We start from the raw sequence: 17,939 nt of genomic DNA on the forward strand, positions 1-17,939 counted from the left end.
TTTTTTTATATTTATAATTTCAGAACCAGCCAAATTTAAAGCTGACTCCGCCTGTAAATCCGTTCAGGGCTCTGCTGCTCACATCTTCCAACTGGAACCCGAGCGCCTGATGGTAGTAGCCTCCCAGGGCAATTCTGAAGAAACGCGACAGGTTCACTTCCAGTTCAACACCGGGCCTTAACATAAAGAATAAATCGTTCTCCCCGTATGTGCCATCAGGAAAATATGTTTGGATCTCGGAAACATAGGTGGAGTTGGAATTTCTTCCGGCACCACCAATACCAATAATTACGGGTATGCTTAAATGTACAATTTCCTTGCTCCAGACAATAGGTTCAATCAGTAAACCGCCATAGCCACCAGCAAGATTGAGTTCTGCTCCGGGAGTTTGTGAGTCATCTACAATATTTTGTGCAAAACCATAACCGGCCAGGCCAAAGGCAAAACCGTGGTTGATGATCCACCCGAGACGTCCCCCGGCTTCAAATACCTGATTGCCATCCATCTGGCCACCGGTAATATCAATACTCAGGTAACCTCCATTGGATCCTTTATTACCTAAAAGAGATTTAAAATCGTCATTACTGTGATCGACGATAACAAAATCTTTGTTCGTTTCTTCCTGTGCAACCGTTGTTTGTAAAAACATTAACGCCAAAACCACTGCAGCTAGTATACTTCTGTTTTTCATTACTATATTAGTTTAGATTATTTTACAATTAATTTTAATTCACCTGAGAACATTTCCACATTAAGGTTCCCGTTCAGCATTTCTCCGTGACCTATCGTTCCTGTGGATTTATATATTACATCTTTACCGCTTATCTTTTCTTCCTTCAGATGCGTGTTGGAAGACGAATACATAAACCGGCTTTTCTGATGCAGAACCGATACAGGCAACAGACCGTTCCCGGCATCAAATGTTAAGCCAATATCGGTATAGTTGGAGTATATCGTGATGCTGTTTTCATATTGTTCCGGGAAGTTCAGGTTCAGATTGCCGTATGTTGTTTTGGAATACACATTTCCTGAAATTTTATCGGCATTAAGTTTAGAAAAATAGCCGTCCAGATGAAGTTCCCGGCATGACCTGATATATATGTCATCGTTTTTGCCATTAATTTCAAGGAGACCGGCATCACCGATATTCATTTCGGCTGACCTGCTTTCCAGGTTCAGTCTGCCGATAGAATCCAGCGTCATTTCACCGAAACGAGCAGTAATTATGGCATCCTCAGCATAGCGTATCGTCGAATTGCAGTAGGATGCATTCAGTTTCAGTTTGCCATACATGTTATAGGCTTTAAACTGACCGTGGGCTACATCAACATACGCATCACCTCTCAATGTGCCCAGGAAAACATCACCATACCGGTGTTCGAGTGTAAGATTAATGTTTTCCGGCATCCAGATTTCCAGATCGACCCTTGTCTCGCTGTTTGATTTAAGATCGAGCGGAATAAAATTCAACAGGTCTTTTGCCGGATCAGCAAAAACCGTTTTCACATTAATAATATAGTGCGTTCTTGTAATCGCAAAGTCGACAGAACTTTTCAACTTATCAAGCTGCTTTTTATCATCGGCTTTGTAATATTCACTGGCTTTAATGATTACAGAATCCTTTTCCCATGTATTGATGTGTATGGTTCCGTATTTATTAAAAACCTCCAGTTTGGTATCAGGTTCAACTTTATAAGACCTGACAGTAATCAGTGTTTCCTCTATTCCTGAGGCTAATGCAGCCATAGGGCTGAGCAGCAGAAACAAAAGAAGCAGTTTACTAGGTGTTAATAGTGTGTATGTCATTTTTACTGTTGTTTTCGTTTGTGTTTTCATTTAACTGATCCAGAATATTTTCCAGAATTTTAAGTTTCAGTCTGTAGTTTTGAACCATGGCCTCAATGATTTCCTTACGTGCGATTCCTTCATTCAGATCGCTTTTCATGGTTTTCATATCATTGTCAAGCAGTTCAAATTCTTCTTTCACTTCAGTAATGACTTCAGGATGTTCCCTGGCAATTCGTTCCAGCTCTGCAACTTTAGATTCAACCTGGGAAGCATAGTATGCTTCAGTTTCGGAATACTCCTGAATGGCAGGATCAATATCCTTGCCGTTTTGTACCGCAACTTCCTTTTGGGCCACTTTTATCACAACATTATATGCACCATACATTGCCAAAACAATGATAACCGCTGCAGCAGCTCTTTTAAAGATCCATGAAACGCCTGGCGTTTTATCCTGAACAACGTTTTGATCAAGATGCGCTGCGATATTCTCCCAGCTTTTGGATGATGTTTCAAGATCCTCAAAGCTTTCGCGGTTATCATTGATAAATTGTTCCAATTTGTCTGGTCCTTTCATACGATGTCCTCTTTTAAGTATTCCCTGATTTTCAACTTTGCGTACCTGAACTGTGTTTTGGATGTTGACACTGAAATATTCAGCGTTTCGGCTATTTGAGCATGCTGATACCCTTCAAAAAGGAACAGGTTGAAAACAATCCTGGCTCCTTCAGGCAGAGTATTCATGGCATTTTTAACCTTATCTACGGTTAGATTATCCGGATAATCCTGCCCGGTATCTTCATCCGGAAGATGCATGAAATCATAGCTTTCAATAAATGTCAGTTTCAGCTTTTTCATTCTGTAACGGTTAATGGTTTTATTAACCACTATACGTTTGAGCCAGCTGCCAAACGAGGCCTCAAATCTAAAGGTGTTCAGCCTGGTAAAAGCGTCAATGAACGATTCCTGAAGAATGTCCTCGGCTTCTTCCCTGCTGTTCGTCATCCTGTAGGCAACGTTAAGCATGTTATCGGCATATAGTGAATATAAGCGGAACTGAGCCTGTCGGTCACCATTCAGACATTGCTCAATTACATCCTTATTTATGTCAATACTTTTTTTCGCCAAGGGTATCATCCTTTTACACTATTATAGACACTAAAAAATGTTTAGGGTTGTAAAAGTCTCTAAAATATTTGCAGAAAAAAATAAAAAGTAGCTAAACCGCCTGCTTTTTTAGGTAAACGGAGATTTTTCATTTTTAAACTTTGGCTTCTGATGGACATTGAAAGAACCAAAATGATAAATCCTCAGTTATTCATGCCTGAATATTGAAAACTTTATTATTTTCAACCGGTCATTTAAATATTCAAGGATGAAAATTAAAATTTTACTTTTTGTATGTGTGTTTTTTTCTGTGTTTGCTGTTGTGAATGCTCAAATGGAAAAAGTACCAAAGCAATATACGGTTGAAGCCGGATATATCTATACATTTGATAATGGATTTGAAAATTCAGGATCAAACGGAGGTCACTTTCTGCTTGATTATGCATGGCAACTTTCCGGATTTCACAGGAAGAAAGCTGCATTTATTACCGTTCCGCTTGGTTACAGCTGGCTGATGGGACAGGGGGATGAAAAAGATCTGAGGATACTGTCTTACGGATGGACCGTAAGGCATGAGTTGGCAAAAGATAAAGATTTTATTCCTTTTATTGGTTACGGTCTTTTGCTTAACCAATTGAGACAGGAAGGTACAGAAGGGAGTATATTCGGCCATCAGACCCAGTTTGAGTTTGGGTTTAATTACACGAAGCCCGAACGGATACAACCATTCATTAAGGTTGAATACAGTATGATTCGTTTTCCACAGTTTGGTGCAGATCAAAGCTACAGGATGAATCATCTGGCCTTAAAATTCGGCATCAGAATGAATAGCAGGGATGCTAATAAAAAATGATTTTAAATTGCAAGCAAACCGCCCTGGTTTGTTATAGATTGTTATTTTTGCAGGGATATTAATTTTAATTATGAAGAATCCTGCAAATTGTACATCCATTCAGGAAGTACGGTCAATCATTGATGAGATCGACTTTGCCATTATTGAGTTGCTTTCAAAAAGACAAAAATGTGTTGAGGAGATTGTCCGGTTTAAAAATAATCAGGAAGAAATTGTAGCGGAAGACCGTCAGAAAATACTTTTTGCTCAACGCAGATGGTGGGCAGAACAAAACAATCTTTCTCCAGATATGATAGAAAACATATATAAATTTCTGGTTGAACATAACATAAGCAAAGAATTAAATCTTTTTAATAAGCGATAATTATCAAAGCGAAAATCATGTATAAAGAGGATATTAAAGTAGTGGACTGTACCGTTCGTGATGGTGGTCTCATGAACAAATGGCAGTTTTCCGATGAGTTTGTAAAAGGCGTTTATGATGCCTGTGTGGAAGCAGGTGTTGATTATATGGAGATTGGTTATATCAGCAGCGAATTTGCATTCAGTCGTGATGAGGTCGGCCCGTGGAAATTCTGTGCAGACAGCGATTTGAGGCGTATTATGGGAAATAATGAGACCAGTCTGAAAATATCAGCAATGGCCGATATCGGACGAATTGATCCCAAAGACATTCCTAACCGGGCAGACAGCGTTATCGATATGATGCGCATAGCCTGTTATGTACATCAGATGGACAAAGCTATAGAACTGGCTCATCATTGTATGGACAAAGGATATGAAACGACCATTAATCTTATGGCTGTATCAAAGGTTAACGAACGGGATCTGGAAGAGGCATTATCAGATGTTGCCAAATCAAGAGTGCCGGTATTTTACCTGGTGGATAGTTTTGGAAGTATGTATAGTGAAACGATTCTTCATCTGATGAAGAAATACAAGGAGATGTTGCCGGATAAAGAAATCGGAATTCATGCACACAATAACATGCAACTGGCCATGTCAAATACCATATCCGCATTGATGGATGGAGCAACCTATCTTGATGCCACTCTTCTGGGTATGGGACGCGGTGCCGGTAACTGTCCGGTTGAAATTCTGATCGCATTCCTTAAAAACCCAAAATACAGGTTACTACCTCTGTTAAAAGCAATACAGGAACAGGTATTGCCCTGGCAGGAAAAGATTGACTGGGGATATCATGTGCCTTATCTGATTACCGGAGCAATGAATGAGCATCCCCGAAGTGCAATGGCATGGATGGATTCAGAAGAAAAAAACGATTTTGTAAAATTCATGAAATCCATGCACGATTATGAACTACTTGAATAGTTTAATGAAAATTTAAAAATAAAAGCCGCTTGAATTTATCAGGCGGCTTTTATTGCACCTTCTGTGTTTAAAGTTTAATGACTTTCTCTGTTTTGACCTGTCCGTTCGTTTTAATTATCACCATGTACATTCCCTTAGGCAGATCCGCTCCTTCTGTCCAGCTTATGGTGTATGAACCGGAGTTGAATGTTCCGTCCTCAATCTGACGGATGTATTTACCATCCTGCCCGAGTAGACTTATGGAAACATATGTTCTTTCATGGACGTCAAAGGTCACGTTAAGTTGATCTCTGAACGGATTAGGATAAGTTGTAAGTAACACGGTTTCTCCTGCAACAGGATGTGTAACAGGTGTTCCCCAGTACACATTCTCCATGCCCGGTGTGCCATAGTTATCAGTTATAAACCATGCCACATCATTTTCTTTTTCAATGCGCTGATAGGAAAAGGCTTCACTGTCATCCGGATCCGGATTGCTGTAGGCCAGTGAATCTACCAGAATCTCCTTCTGGTTATAAAGTCTTACACAGTCACCTTCGTTAGCAAATCCAAAGTCAAAATCGCCTGTTTTGGGTATTACGTACCCGTAGTAATCAGCTACCGCTCTTGCATTGCGGCAGATGACAAGAAATCCATTTGCATCAATTGCAGTACCTTCAGGGAAAATAAATACATGATCATCATCATCGTCTTTTAATATCCAGTTTGAGAGATCAACGGCATTGTCACCTTTATTATAAATTTCGACCCAATCTTCCGGTGTTGGAGCATTTACGTTTTTATAAAACACTTCATTAATAACAATTATTTCCTTATAGGAAGGATCGGCTTTAAAGACTGCCTGAACTGCAGTAGCTTTATTGGCGGTAACATAAACAGTATCGTTGGTTGATGAAACAGATCCTGACCAGTATTTGAAACTATATCCCTTTTTGGGTTTTGCTACCAGCCGTACCGGAATGTCATTAAAATAATCGCCTTCCCAGGGGTAGCCGTATTTTCCAAGTTCTACTGTATTGACTTTGATGTCGCCCATTTCGGAATCTTTAACCGATAAGGTCAGACGGTACATCCCATCGATACCATAGTAGTCACGGACAAAGTTCTTAACTATATTAGGGCGTTGAGCACTAAAATACTTAAGTCCGTCAACCCGCGAAGACCATCCGTTGGGATCACCATTCCAACGCAACATATGAGCAGGTATCTCGCTGGAGATATCGCTTTTCATTTTATTGAAGATGGGTAAATAGTAATCTGATTTCCACAATGTGTTGATAACATCTGCAAAGGCATTGATAAACACATGTTGAAAATCTTCGTTCGTATTCATTCTTCTGAGAAGATATGTTGACAAAGCCGGATTAGGCCATCCGGTGTTATTGTCAGCCATTGCAAAAGTAAGTGTATTATGATTGACATCACTGAATCCAAAATCAAGATCAAAGGTCATCCAACGCCATTTGGTATCATAATCAAAACTTTGCCAATATTTTACATTATTACCGGGCCAGTCTGTGTTTTTAACCGCAATATTACATGCCTGGTATAAAGCAAAGTTTTCAACATCCATCTGTTGTTTAACATGGGTGTAATTCTCAGGTACCGTAAGATCATTGTCTTCAATAAAGTCCATAAGATCAAGGTAGTTTTGGTCATCACCCTGGACCAGATTTATAAGCCAGTTGACGTGAAACTGCATGATATTAACTGTAGACGGATCAATGTCGTAATGGGTGGCATAATAGTATTCGTCAAATCGCTCCCGTATATTATGAATACCCCAGTATTCGCCGTTAATATATACAACAGCCGGCTGATAGGCCTGTTTATCAATTACGTCCGGGAAGAATCGGCTGGCGTATGCATCTTTCATCATGGTCTGATTCCAGTCGTTACCCGAACTCCGGAGATTGAGACTGTAGAACTTATCAAGATTAAGCTCATCAAAAACTTTATAATTTAATCCGTCTTTGCCATATCTGCTTCTGAATCGCAGGCTAAGGGATTTCTGTGCGAAATTACGGCTGCATCCTCCAAAAATTTTAACGCCTGCATCCTGGGAAAACGCTTGTTTTCCGCTTGGTAAAATCATACTTACATTAACCTGTCGTTCCCAGTCCTGCCACCAGTTTTGACCATTGTCACAATTCTCTCCACTTGATGTATGTCCCGGTCCCTCAACATAAATGCCTGTCTCGTATCCAAAAAAGTTATCCGGCTCTGATACCAGTGAAATTACCGGCAGGTCATGTTTTATATTGAATAAATAAGTTTCTGTACAAACAGGACCCGGCATACCACCATCGTTTATAACAGCCGCACGTATGGCTTTGGTTGAATTCAGACTGATCGGTCCAGTGTACGGTATGCTCGATTTACTGGGTTCAGTATAGTCAGTGGTGTAATAAATATGGTCGCTTGCATTGTCCGAACTTAAAGTGAGTGACAAGCTGTTATAAAAAATACCCCCTTTAACTGAAAACGTCACACTACCGGTCAGTGAGGTATAGCCCTGAGTTGTATTTTTTGCTTCCGGCGTTGGATCAGGAAAATAGTTAAACACATCAGGATAGACCGAATTTCTGCCATAGGATATATTTGTAGGTAGAGCCGGTACCTGAATTGAGTCTACCAGAAAATTGTTTTTAAACAGATACAGGCTTTCTCCAGAAGAGGAGATGCTGAAATCGGTATGAAACTTGGACTGTGGAAGATCCACAAAGTCAGCTATTGAACCAGAAACGGGTGTGGTGAAACCTAAAGATAAAAAGGGTATGGCGGTTAAATCGGAGCTGTTGGTTCCTGCGTTATGTACCTGAATTGCCAATACGTTTTCACCATCAATCAATACATCCTGAATGTTTTCCAGTGGAAATTCATTAGGATCTCCTCCTGTGTACATTAAAGCTTCATGACCGGAGTTGTCGGCAAAGGCATTATAAGCAGGAGGACCAGCTGAAGTAATATTGGCCCTTGCAATTTCATTGCCATTCAGATATGCCACAAAGGCATCATCATAATCCATGTGTAATATAGCTTTCTGAACCAGATCTTTATCCTGAATGGTGAAGGTTTTACGCATGAAGACAGAAATTGTTGCTGTGGGTACGGTGGTTTTATCATCGTTATCTCCATAACCTATGCCACTTTGTCCATTAAGCCATTCCGCATCATTATACCCTGTTCCCCGCCATTCAGCCGAAGGTTCTGCATCGGGTATGATATATTTCCAGTCATCACCTTCTTTAATAATTGTTTCCCAATACTGAGGAGCATTTAGTTTGTTTTTACCGGATGCAAAAACAAGAAGGTACTGATCCGGTGAGAGATGAAAAGAAGGAAAGTGCCAGGCCTGCGATGTGTCAAGGTCATCTGAAATGCTGTAGTTCGCAAGATCGACAACCTGGTTGCTGTTATTCCATATTTCCAGCCAGTCGGGAGTATCTCCGTCCTCATCTCTCAGATACTGCTGATTGGAAGACATGACCTCATTAATAATAACCTGCTGCGGCAGACAAACCTGTAACAAAACAACAGATAATAAACCTGTGAATAAATATCGAACAAGCACCATTAATTTTTACCTTAAAACATATAACAAGCCAACAAATGTAATAAATATTACAATTACATAACGTCAGTTGACAGCTAAATACGCATAATAACTGTACTGTTTGTCAGAATATTATGTTATAAAACATGAAATTGCTTATAGCCCTAAATCTGATAATTCATTCGTGATGAGCTTGATTTTTGTCTTTGAAAGCTCCAGCTGCGTTAATATATCTTTTTGATCATGTAATTGCTTGCAGGTGACAATTTCTTTCTCCAGCAGAGTCTGTTTTTCTTTGAGGGTTAAATTGTGAAGAATAGTAACTGGATATATTTTTAACCTTTCAATCATTTCTTTCAGACTGTTGCCATAAGGATAATCCCATGCAAGAAGATTTAATCCACAGCATTTACCATACTTGATGGAGTCGGATGAAAACCGTGTATTGGTAACAACCCAACCCTGATATTGCAGGTTGGAAAACTCCGGCATCGATTCCCGCTTTTTAATAATATCATTCACTCTCGATCTGACGTATAACGGAACCTGTATGCTTACCTGTTTTCCCTGATCTTTATGGTATTTACATTCCATCAGATGCTGTATGCCATCCTTTGTAGCAATAACATCCATTTCATGCGTTACACAGTGCCCCTCCACAACTATTCCAACCTCTGTTTCATAGTCTTGTCTTTCAAAAATCTGACCGATTAAATCTTCAAAGGGATAGCCTGAAGGACCCAGTTGAAATATAGCATTTTTTAGCTTGTAACGTATGGATGCTGCAGAACGCTCCTTTTTTAATAAGGAAAAAGCACGATGATAAATTTGTTTTGTTGTAATGCCCGGATATATAAAGTCTGAGATTTCTTCTGCAATATGCTCTGATGTTGAACTATTTGCACCTGCATTATTCAGCGATTTTTTAAGTTTATCTACCTGAAATATCTCTTCTTCGCCGGAAGCCTTTTTGATGACTATAGTATTGGTTTTCATTTGAATTTATTAAAAGCAACGATAAATATAGGTTTTATTCAGGTATTTTATATCAGAAATGATTTAAACAAAAATCCCCGCCTGAAAAAAGCGGGGATATCATGTTTTCGTGTAATTATCATTCAAGAATAAGTTTCCTGGTATCTGTAATATGATTTGCAGAATTCATAATCTGAATCAGATACATACCAGGATCACCAAATTCATCTATGTTTATCGTGTAGATTGGCTCATTGATATAGGATTCAAATACTACTCTTCCACTGACGTCTGTTATCTTAATTTGGTATGAAGAGATCTGATTGTAATAACTTCCTGTATTTATGTTCACCATATCCCTGGTCGGATTTGGATAGATTAAAATTCTGTTGGTCAGATCTTCTTCCTCATTATTGGTAAAAATGACATCTATTATGAGTGTATCGGTAACAGATACCGAGTCAACAACTGATGCTGTGCAATATTCAGGATCAAAAATATACTTTTCATACTGCGTTACAATACTGTCGCAACCAAATGTACTTGCCAGGGTATCAATACCCTTGTAATATGTTTGGGGTGAAACCGCTTCAAATTCTTTGGATGAGACATAATATATGGCTGTATCAATAACATTTCGTTCTTTACAAATCACTTCTGAATAGAGCTCCTGCATTTCTTGATAGGATATGGCTCTGTTGTAGATTCTTATATCATCAATCTTACCGTTAAATCCATCATCATAATCAGGCCCTGTTCTTACTCCTGTATCAAATCCAAATCTTAATGGCACTTCAGCATTAGTTAATGTGTCTTTCTCTCCCGTAATGTCAAAATCCAAACGTCCGTTTATGTAGCATTTCACATTGCCTTCTTTGGCTATTACACCAATGTGATACCATTTATTCAGTTCAAGGGTGGTTTGTGACATGTATATCCAGCCGTTTATAGCCTGTAGTCTTATTTTACGACCGGTATGTTCCATGTCATAAGTATCCAGAACAAAACCCTTTCCCAGGCTTCCAATTGATTTATCTATTATTTTACTTCCCATGTACTTGGCAGAATCCATGTTAATCCATACTGAAAGTGTAAATTCCTTATGAAATACAAGTGATGAATCATGAGGTACTTCAATATAATTATCTGAGCCATTAAAATAATACGCATTATCTTCGTTGGCGTATCTGTCCGTTGTTAGTGTTGCACCGGAAACCGTTCCATCATTTTTATACTTACTATAATCCAGTGCATTTCCTTCAAAAGGATAGTAGGCAACTAAACCACTATCAAGTTTAACCGGTGGAATATACTCATTATATAAATCACTAATGTTATCTTCAGACAGTGCTTTACTGAATATTTTGATTTCATCCAAATAACCTGAAAACGGATTAATATCTCCGTAGTATAATTTTTGAAGTCCGAATTTTAAGTCCTGATCATTATCAGTGTTTTGCGGAGTTGCTATTGTTTGGGCAACAAGATGATTATCGACAAACAGTTGATGTAAACTATCCATTCTTACCGCTACGATATGATGCCATTCATTATCTGCAATATTATTTTTGCAGGTTGTTATAACAGAATTTCTGGTTCCGTTTCCGGTTGTAAAAGACGCCGTGCCTTGTTGATCATTAAGTCTTATCCAGTATTGAGGATCATCGTATTCATTAATTCCTCCTTTCTGGCAAATCATTTGTCTTGCATCTGAATTGCTTTTTACCCAAAGTGAAATACTGAAATCTTCTGTGCTGAAATTCAGTTTTTTATCATGGGGCACAACAAGGTAAGCTGCATTTTCGAAATAAGCGGCGGCATTCTTCTTGCCAAATAGGTCCGATCCAAATGTTACACCATGATTTTCTGCGTCAAAATCATTGCCACTCATGTCATTAAATGTGGAGTCCAGGGGGTAATAGGCCACTAAACTATCCATAATATTTGCAACCGGTTCCTGTTCGTTATAAAGATGATTTAGTTCGTTATCTGTTAAAATTCTGTTGTAAATCTTCAATTCGTCTATGTAACCTATGTATTTTCTTGAACGGTTATAATCATCATAAATGCCACCGATTATCCAGTCGATATTATTGGATGTAGATGAGATATTCTCTATAGAAATCGAATTTACGGTGTCTCCATCTAAGAAAGTAGTTAATTTTTTTGTGGAGGAATCAACAGAAGCCACCAACAGATGCCATGTGTTGTCCCAGATCATACCAACATTATTTTCGTATGTGTTGTATGTATCGTAAATAACAGAATTACAGCCTTTAGGGCCGGCCTGTAAACTGTATGGATATGAGGAAGTTGTTTCTGAATTCCATTTTTCAATAACGCGGCATGCATTCATAACACTTGAGTCACTCTTTAACCATAGCATTATTGTATATGAATCAGTTTGTGCATTAAAACTGTTAAGAGCAGTATGCGGAATTATAATCTGATCATCAACACCATCAAAATAGTATGCCGAATTGAAGTTGTTGAATCTGTCTTTTGCTAATGCTACATTTCCAAAAACAGTTCCGTGGTTTTCATTTCCACTAAAGTCATTAGCATTTCCATCAAATGTATAATAAGCAACTAATCCACTGTCCAGGTTTACCTGACCAAAAGAGATCTGATATGTAACAACCAGGAATAAAAGTAATTTTGCTTTCATAGTACTACGGTAAATTGATTAATTCTCAAACAGATTGCTAAGTTAAGTAATTTTTTAAAAGTGATCTGTAATTTTTAACACTTTGCTTTTTTTTATTACATTAGTCCGTTAAAACTATTAAAAAAATTGCCATGAAGAATACCGGGATAATCTTTGCACTGATCCTAGTTTTATCAGTCATTTCATGTTCCAAAAAGAAACCTGTAACCAATGAAAAAAGTGCTGTTTTTCAGCAATATGTTGAATCGTATACCAAGGGTACGATATCTAGAACCGCCGAAATAACAGTCCGTTTTACGCAGGATGTACCAACTGCCCGCCAGGGAGAAGAGGTTAAGGAAGATGTCATTAAACTGGTTCCTTCCGTAAAAGGTACAGCTTACTGGTTCGATAGCCGGACTATTGCGTTCAAGCCGGAGATCTGGCTGGATCTTAATAAAGTGTACACTGCATCAGTCAATGTGGATAAACTCTTTCCTGATGTTGATCCCAACAATAAAACAGTACGGTTTGATTTTAAAACAAAAAAGCAGGACTTTTCAGTAAGAATCGGAGGTCTGCAGTCACAGGGACTGGCATACCGCATGGAAGGTACTGTTTTGCTGGCTGACGCAGAAAAGAATGATGTAGTTGAAAACATCATATCATTAAGCGATAAGGATCTGAACAGTAAATTACAGTGGTTACACGTCAGTCCTGATAAGCACTTGTTTTATGTAGACAGTATTCCGCGAAAAGAAGATAATACCGATTTCCAGGTTTTGGTCAATGGCGATCCGTTGAACATGGATAAAGAGGATAAGCTTGATATTGAAATTCCCGGGTTGAACAATTTTAAATTGCTAAAAACAAGAGTAGAGCAGGAACCCGCACAATGCCTGGTTGTGGAATTTTCTGACCCTTTGAATCAGGATCAGGATATCTCCGGCTTAGTGAGACTGGAAGGCGTGGTCAATGTGAAAGTAAAAAAAGAGAATAATGTGGTCCGGTTATATCCGGCTCATCGCATAACCGGAACCAAAACTTTAAATGTTTCTGGTGATCTGTTGAATGAGATGAATTATCATCTAAAAAAGGATGAACTGATAACTGTAAGTTTTGAAGCTATAAAACCTAATGTCAGATTTCCTCAGTCGGGTGTTATCATTCCTTCCGGCAATGAGGAGTGCATCGTTCCTTTTCAGGCAGTTAATCTGTCAGCTGTTGATTTATATGTCATCAGGATTTTTGAAGAAAATGTACCGTACTTTTTGCAGCAAAACCAGTTGGATGGCGATGATGACCTGGCTCATTTCGGACGGCTGATTCTTAAAAAGAAAATTAATCTCACCGAAGATATCGTTGTGGATGAAGGTTCATGGAATAATTATTCACTGAATCTTAAAGAATTAATTCAAACGGAACCGGGTGCCATTTACAGAATTGAATTCCGGTTCAGAAAGGAATATTCGACTTATCCATGCAGCAGTTCAACGGAGACTGCAACCGAAGGATCAGCCGGTATAGAAGCACCGGAACCTGTGGATCAGGATTATGAAAGATTTGACAAAGGTCAGTACTGGCCGTATTATACCTATGATGACGATTATGACTGGAGTGAGCAGGATAATCCATGTGATGTATCATATTATCATAACAAATGGGTATATCGCAATGTGGTCTCTTCCAACCTGGGAATTCTGGTTAAAACAAATGGTCAGAAAGGCTACCGTGCATTTGTTACCAATCTGATTGATGCATCGCCCTTGTCCGGAATTTCGGTTTCTTTTTATAATCACCAGAATCAGCTGATGAGTAAAAAGGAAACAAATTCGGATGGCATGGCTGAATTTGAGCTTGATGGTATGCCATGGCTTGCTCTGGCTCAGCGGGGAAACGAAAAAACATACCTGCGTGTGGATGACGGAACAGCGCTGTCCTATTCCAGTTTTGATGTAGGTGGAGTAATTGCTGCCAAAGGAATAAATGCTTTTATTTATGGTGAACGTGGCGTGTGGAGGCCCGGAGATACCATTCACCTGGCCATGGTGATTAAGGATACAGATAATCCGCTTCCTGAAAATCAGCCTGCAACACTGTATTTTTATAATCCGGATAACAAGCTGGTAAAGAAAGTTGTCAATACACAGCCTGTGGGTAAATTCTATACCTTTAAGCTGAAAACAGAGAATAGTGATCCAACCGGAAACTGGCTGGCTGCCATTCATATCGGAGGAGCCAAATTCACAAAGACCATAAAAATTGAAACCATTAAACCTAACCGCCTGAAAGTTAAGCTGAACTTTGAGGATGAAATTCTTGACGGAACCAAGGCAAATGTTGGAAAACTGGATGTCGCCTGGCTACATGGTGCTGTGGGTAAAAACCTGAAGGTAAAAACAGATGTAATGTTCCGCCCTCAGAATATGAGGTTTGATAAGCTTCCCGGATTTGTGTTCAGTGATCCGGCAGTGGAACTGGATATGAAAGAAGAAACAGTGTTTGAAGGTCAGACGGACAGTCAGGGGAAAGCAGAGTTTACGCTGAAAAAAATCTCAACCAGGTATGCGCCATCTCTTTTAAAAGCTGTTTTTACAACCAAGGCTTTTGAACCGGGTGGTGAGTTTAGTATAGTGCAAACCTCAAAGGATTATTCTCCCTTTAAGACATACATCGGGATGAAGATGCCGGAAAAACCAAAGAACAGCTGGCATTATAATTCAGGAACAGAGTATCATGTGGAGGTTGCTTCTGTTGATGTACATGGTAATCCTGTGGATGTATCAAAACTCGATGTGGAGGTTTACAGGCTGGAGTGGTCCTGGTGGTGGCATTCCAATAATCAGAATCTGGCTTATTATATTCAAAATACCTACCACAGGCCGGTGATGACCAAGTCACTTTATACAAAAGACGGAAAGGGCATGTTTAACCTTAAGCTGGGGGAACGTGAATGGGGCCGCTATCTGATCCGTGTAATTGATCCGAACGGTCACAGTACCGGACAGATTGCTTATTTTGACTGGCCATGGCGTAAAAGCAATGAAGGTGCAGGAGGTGCAACACGACTGGTGTTTAATACCGATAAAGCCAAATACACCAAGGGAGAAACCATCAAGGTTCAGTTCCCGGGAGAAAAAGGGGCAAGAGCACTGGTAAGTGTAGAATCCGGAACACGCATTCTCCAGAATTTCTGGGTTGAGGTTGGTGAAAATGGTGGTGAATTCAACTTGGTTGCCTCATCCGATATGGCACCGAATGCATATGTCAATATTGCACTGATTCAACCATATGAGAAAACGGTCAATGAAAATCCAATCCGCATGTATGGCGTTATACCGGTATTTGTGACGGATCCTGAAAAGGAACTTGAACCTGAAATCACACTGCCTGAATCAGTTGAGCCCGAACAGCAGTTCTCTGTGAAAATTAAGGAGAAAAGCGGAAAACCAATGACGTACACGCTGGCCATTGTGGATGAAGGTTTGCTGGATATTACCAACTTTAAAACACCGGACATTCATGGTGCATTTTATCAACGTCAGGCTTTGCTGGTTAAAATGTGGGATATGTTCGATTATGTATCCGGAGCGTTCGGTGGTAAAATAGAGAAGGTGTTTGGCATTGGTGGTGGTGATGAATTAAACAACAAGGATAAGAAGGATGATAACCGTTTTAAACCGGTGGTTATGTATTCCGGCCCACATCAACTGAAACAGGGTGAAGAAGTCGTGTTGAAATTCAGGATGCCTAAATACATCGGTTCTGTAAAAGCAATGGTTGTAGCCGGAAGCGGTGACAGGTACGGATCAGCCGATGAAGTAATGCCGGTGAAAAAACCTGTAATGGTGCTGGCAACCCTTCCTCGTGTGCTTTCACCGGGAGAAAAAGTGAGTCTGCCTGTCTCTGCGTTCATTATGGATGAAACGATCAAGAATGCGAAAGTGTCGGTAAGTGTCAACGATATGTTTACCATTGGTGAGACCACGAAAGCAATAGAGGTTAAGGAGACCGGTGAGTATAATGTGAAGTTTGATCTGGCCGTAGCTGATAAAGTGGGCACCGGAACGGTTAAGATCGTTGTTGAGACCACTAAAGGAAAGGCAGACTATGAGATAAATATTAAGGTTCGGAACCCGAACCTGCCCTTGAAGCAGGCTAAGGATCTGGTTCTGGATCCGGGGAAAGAACAGCAGGTACAGCTTGATTTGCCTGGAATGCCAGGAACAAATTCTATCAGCCTCGAATTCTCGTCCATGCCACCGTTGAACCTGAAAGGGCGTCTTGATTACCTGATCAGGTATCCTTACGGTTGTATTGAACAGACCACATCTTCGGTATTTCCGCAGCTATACATCAATAAGCTGATTCAACCCGATGCTCAGATGGCTGATCAGATGCATCATAATATTATCACAGGACTGAACCGGCTAATGCAATTCCAGTTGCCTGACGGAGGATTTTCCTACTGGCCGGGACATAAAACGGCTTCAAGCTGGGGATCGGTATATGCCACTCATTTTATTCTGGAAGCTGAAAAACAGGGCTACCAGATTCCTTACGGAATGAAAGACAAAGCACTGGAATACCTTGGGACTAAAGTGGTGGAATGGACCAGAACCTACGATTATTATTATTACGATTATACACAGTCTTACAGGTTATATGTACTTGCACTGGCAGGAAAACCTGATATAAGCGGTATGAACCGGCTACGTCAGAAAACCGGCCTGAACGACAAGGTGAAATGGAGACTGGCCGCTGCTTATGCGCTGATCGGTAAAAAAGATGTGGCTGAAGACCTGGTGGACATGAATAAACTGGCAATAGCCGATTATGAAGATATGTCTGAAACCTATGGTTCTAAATGGCGCGATTATGCCATGTTGCTGGAGACGTTGGTTCAGCTTGGTAAAAAGCAGGAATCGGCCCGGATCATCAAGGAATTTTCAGAAGTGTTATCCAATCCAAACAAATGGCTGAGCACACAAACCACAGCATGGATGTTAATGTCAGTGGCTGAAGCCAAATCACTGGTAATGTCTGAAGATGACCCGATGAATGCGTCATACCAGGTTAAAGGAAAATCGAAAGAAACGGTGAAGACCGAAGAATTGATTAAACTGGTGGAATGGAACAGTGACAAGGATTCTGTGATCACCATTAACAATAACAGTAAGAATGTGCTGTTTGTCACAGCCAGATCAGTTGGCCTTCCCATCATTGACAGGCGTGAGTCGGTTAGTGAGAATATTGATCTGAAGATCCGGTTCACTGATATGGCCGGAAATACGTTAAATCCTGAATCCATTACACAGGGCACGGACTTTAAAATGATATATACGGTTCGTTACACCGGTTGGTCCAGGTCAAGCGATATTGAAAATGTGGCCTTGCGGCAGATCTTCCCGTCAGGATGGGAGATCATCAACACCAGGTTATACGGTGAAGGCTATAAACTGAGTTCGGATCAACCGGATTATATGGATATCAGGGACGACAGGATTTACATGTTCTTCAATCTGCGAAGACAGAGCCAGATGACTTTTGAAGTGCTTCTGAATGCAGCCTACGAAGGACAGTATTACATGCCGGCAACTGTGGTGGAAGCCATGTACAGCGATAAATATCATGCCCGGACGGCCAGCAAACAAGTGAAAGTAGTCCGTTAGGGTGCAGGTTTT

11 protein-coding genes are annotated in these 17,939 nt (G+C 40.0%); 4 read left to right on the plus strand and 7 right to left on the minus strand.

The genetic code is table 11. The features are described from left to right. Window positions 1-19: 19 nt before the first annotated feature. The 4 genes from ACE1EF_RS10825 to ACE1EF_RS10840 are packed head-to-tail and all read right to left on the minus strand — an operon-like array spanning window position 20 to window position 2,913. Entirely contained in the window at window positions 20-691 is a 672-nt protein-coding gene (locus ACE1EF_RS10825; protein ID WP_375720681.1) for a hypothetical protein, read from the minus strand. A gap of 17 nt (window positions 692-708) precedes the next feature. Further along, window positions 709-1,806 (minus strand): hypothetical protein, encoded by a 1,098-nt coding sequence (locus ACE1EF_RS10830; protein ID WP_375720682.1) that lies wholly within the window; start codon window positions 1,804-1,806, stop codon window positions 709-711. Further along, the gene (locus ACE1EF_RS10835; protein WP_375720683.1) at window positions 1,781-2,362 is read right to left on the minus strand and encodes a hypothetical protein; all 582 of its coding nucleotides are present in this window, start codon (window positions 2,360-2,362) and stop codon (window positions 1,781-1,783) included. Before ACE1EF_RS10835 ends, ACE1EF_RS10830 begins: the two co-directional genes overlap by 26 nt. Further along, window positions 2,359-2,913 (minus strand): RNA polymerase sigma factor, encoded by a 555-nt coding sequence (locus tag ACE1EF_RS10840; protein WP_375720684.1) that lies wholly within the window; start codon window positions 2,911-2,913, stop codon window positions 2,359-2,361. The genes ACE1EF_RS10835 and ACE1EF_RS10840 overlap by 4 nt, the downstream gene beginning before the upstream one ends. A 247-nt stretch (window positions 2,914-3,160) precedes the next feature. Between ACE1EF_RS10840 and ACE1EF_RS10845 the strand changes: the two genes are divergently transcribed. The 3 genes from ACE1EF_RS10845 (at window position 3,161) to ACE1EF_RS10855 (ending at window position 5,077) form a co-directional block, all read left to right on the plus strand. Then, the gene (locus tag ACE1EF_RS10845; RefSeq protein ID WP_375720685.1) at window positions 3,161-3,745 is read left to right on the plus strand and encodes a hypothetical protein; all 585 of its coding nucleotides are present in this window, start codon (window positions 3,161-3,163) and stop codon (window positions 3,743-3,745) included. Between the two features lie 70 nt (window positions 3,746-3,815). After that, the gene (locus ACE1EF_RS10850) at window positions 3,816-4,109 is read left to right on the plus strand and encodes a chorismate mutase (protein WP_375720686.1); all 294 of its coding nucleotides are present in this window, start codon (window positions 3,816-3,818) and stop codon (window positions 4,107-4,109) included. Window positions 4,110-4,126: 17 nt separating this feature from the next. After that, complete coding sequence (locus ACE1EF_RS10855; RefSeq protein WP_375720687.1) at window positions 4,127-5,077, plus strand: aldolase catalytic domain-containing protein; 951 nt, start codon at window positions 4,127-4,129, stop codon at window positions 5,075-5,077. Window positions 5,078-5,144: 67 nt separating this feature from the next. On the opposite strand, the gene ACE1EF_RS10860 is transcribed toward ACE1EF_RS10855, so the two are convergent. The 3 genes from ACE1EF_RS10860 to ACE1EF_RS10870 form a co-directional block, all read right to left on the minus strand. Beyond that, a complete protein-coding gene (locus ACE1EF_RS10860; RefSeq protein ID WP_375720688.1) occupies window positions 5,145-8,654 on the minus strand; it encodes a CotH kinase family protein in 3,510 nt (1,169 codons plus the stop codon). Between the two features lie 135 nt (window positions 8,655-8,789). Beyond that, window positions 8,790-9,629 carry a PDDEXK family nuclease gene (locus tag ACE1EF_RS10865; protein WP_375720689.1) on the minus strand — a complete coding sequence of 280 codons (840 nt, stop codon included), beginning with the start codon at window positions 9,627-9,629 and terminating at the stop codon, window positions 8,790-8,792. Between the two features lie 118 nt (window positions 9,630-9,747). Continuing rightward, window positions 9,748-12,276, minus strand: coding sequence for a LamG-like jellyroll fold domain-containing protein (locus ACE1EF_RS10870; RefSeq protein WP_375720690.1), 2,529 nt, complete (start codon window positions 12,274-12,276; stop codon window positions 9,748-9,750). 131 nt (window positions 12,277-12,407) lie between these two features. On the opposite strand from ACE1EF_RS10870, the gene ACE1EF_RS10875 reads away from it, so the two are divergent. Further along, window positions 12,408-17,927: an alpha-2-macroglobulin family protein gene (locus ACE1EF_RS10875; protein ID WP_375720691.1), complete on the plus strand. Its 5,520-nt coding sequence runs from the start codon at window positions 12,408-12,410 to the stop codon at window positions 17,925-17,927. Window positions 17,928-17,939 lie beyond the last annotated feature (12 nt).

It is taken from the genome of Quyinboa sediminis (assembly GCF_042219855.1).
Lineage (GTDB): Bacteria > Bacteroidota > Bacteroidia > Bacteroidales > UBA5342 > JBHJHP01.